Annotated in this window: 1 protein-coding gene and 1 pseudogene; both read left to right on the forward strand. The window is 40.3% G+C overall.

The genetic code is table 11. The features are described 5' to 3' along the window. Positions 1-631, forward strand: a pseudogene (locus DD829_RS23615) (prolyl-tRNA synthetase); the annotation flags it as partial. A gap of 54 nt (positions 632-685) precedes the next feature. After that, on the forward strand, positions 686-2065 hold the full coding sequence (locus DD829_RS13230) for an OmpP1/FadL family transporter (protein ID WP_116547826.1): 1380 nt from the start codon (positions 686-688) through the stop codon (positions 2063-2065). The last annotated feature ends 139 nt before the right edge of the window (positions 2066-2204 follow it).

The raw sequence follows: 2204 nt of genomic DNA on the forward strand, positions 1-2204 counted from the left end.
TTCCTGGGGTTGGGGCGGCTCATGGGGATGGGGCTCCGGCTGGAACATGGGATGGGGATATTCTCCATACTGGGGCTACAATCCATATTGGGGTTGGGGCGGATATTACGGCAATCCTTATTGGGGCTACGGAGGATATTGGGGTGGCGGATATTACGCACCAATGTACAGAAGAAGCGGCTCTAACGGAAGAGGTTTCAATACCTACAACGGAGGATTTGCCAGCAAGTATGGCGTAAATTCCGGTGGATTCAGAAGAAGCAACAGCAGTGTAGGCGGATTCAGAGATTCCGGTTCAAATAACGGTGGATTCAGAAACTCTGGTAATACAGGAGGATTCAGACAGGGAAATACGAACGGCGGTTTCAGAAACCCCAATCAGACTGGAGTAAGACCACAGGGAGGCTTCAGAAATCCAAACCAGAGTCAGCCGAGACCAAGCTACAATTACCCACAACAATCGCAGCCAAGATATAATGACGGAGGTTTCAGAAATAACGGAGGCTTCAATAATTCCAACAGCGGAGGCGGCTTCAGATCAGGAGGCGGTGGCTTTAGCGGAGGAAGCAGCGGCGGCGGTGGATTCAGATCCGGCGGTGGCGGCGGAGGCGGTTTCCGAGGTGGCAGATAATTTTAAAAAGTAATAACTATTCAAAAAATAATGTTAAAAAAATCTTTAGCAATAATGAGCATTTCTGCTGCATTTTTTGCGCAGGCTCAAGATGTTTCTGTGATTAGAAATACAGTAGATGTTTATTCTAACGCTCCAAATATTGGTTCCGCTAAGTTCAATGCAATGGGTGGTTCCAACGGAGCTTTAGGTGGTGATGCAAATGCGCTGCTTACCAATCCTGCGGGGTTAGGGGTGGCAATTTCAGGGGAAATTTCCGGAACATTATCTATTACAAATAACAAGAACACCTCTACTTATGCAGGTTCTTCTTACGGATACAGCATCAATAAAGGAGATCTTGGAAACTTAGGAGCTGTAATGACTTTCCAGTTATTAACCGAAAGTGCATGGAAATTCATCAATATCGGGGTAAACTATTCCAACCAGTCGATTGAGAATTATATTGAAACTCCGGGAAACAGCAATTTGGTGTATGATTTTCCTGATGCTAAAAGTTCATCTTTTGGTAGACATGCCTATGACAGATATGGATATTTATCCAAAACAAGTGTTGGAGTAGGAGCAAACTATAACAATAATTTATATTTAGGGGCAGGATTGAATTTTTTCAACTCGTCAATAGATCAGTCGGATACAGCAATGTTTAATTCTTTGGCTGATGGAAGCTCTGAATATTTCAGTAAGCAGAATACTCCTTTCTACGAAAAAGGAAACGGTTTTTCAGCTTCATTGGGGGTAATTGGAAAATTAAGTCCGAATTTCAGATTGGGAGCAGCTTTAGAAACTCCGACTTTCTGGGATATCGACAGAAGCTACAATTTCTACAATGATCCGATTTATGGAGATGATACTGCTATTGAAAACAGAAAATTAACCACTCCTTTAAAGGCAACAGTAAGTGCTGCATTTATTGCGAGTAAAAGTTTTGCTTTGAACGTAGATTATACATTAGGTTTAACAAAGCCTAAATACAAAGTTTACGGAGATGCTGAAACGGAGCTGAACGACTTCTTTAAAGAGAATTACAAAAATTTATCAGAAGTAAAGATCGGTGCAGAATACAGAGTTAAACAGTTCAGATTGAGAGGAGGATATTCTTATGCTTCAAGCCCTTTTGATGCTTTAACGATAAACAGATATTCAAACAATGGAGGTGTGGATGAAAATCAGTCGTACAGCAACCTGATCCTTAACGACAGAAATGCTTTATCTTTCGGTCTTGGGTACGATTTCAAATCATTCTACATTGATGCTTCTTATCAAAATATAACTTCAAAATACAGCAATCCATTCTTATATGGTATGGTTGACAGTAATTATGAAGCAGGATATTATTCACCAAACCGTCTTATCTCAAGCGATGCTTACGCGGTATCAGATGTGAAGAATGTCAGAAATAATTTCTTTATTACACTTGGATGGAAATTCTAATCTGAATAATAAAACTTATATAAAAAGCTCCGAATTTACGTGAGGTCACTGAAAAACCTTGCATCTTACGGCAGCCTATTCATTTAGGATGAAAAATAAGAGCTTATTACAAGATTTAAAAATCCGTAATAAGCTTTTT

The organism is Chryseobacterium sp. HMWF035 (assembly GCF_003094695.1).
Classification (GTDB): Bacteria; Bacteroidota; Bacteroidia; order Flavobacteriales; family Weeksellaceae; genus Chryseobacterium; species Chryseobacterium gambrini.

Coding starts and splice junctions, on each gene's coding strand:
- DD829_RS13230 (WP_116547826.1), top strand. CDS start 686: ATGAGCATTTCTGCTGCATTTTTTGCGCAGGCTCAAGATGTTTCTGTG.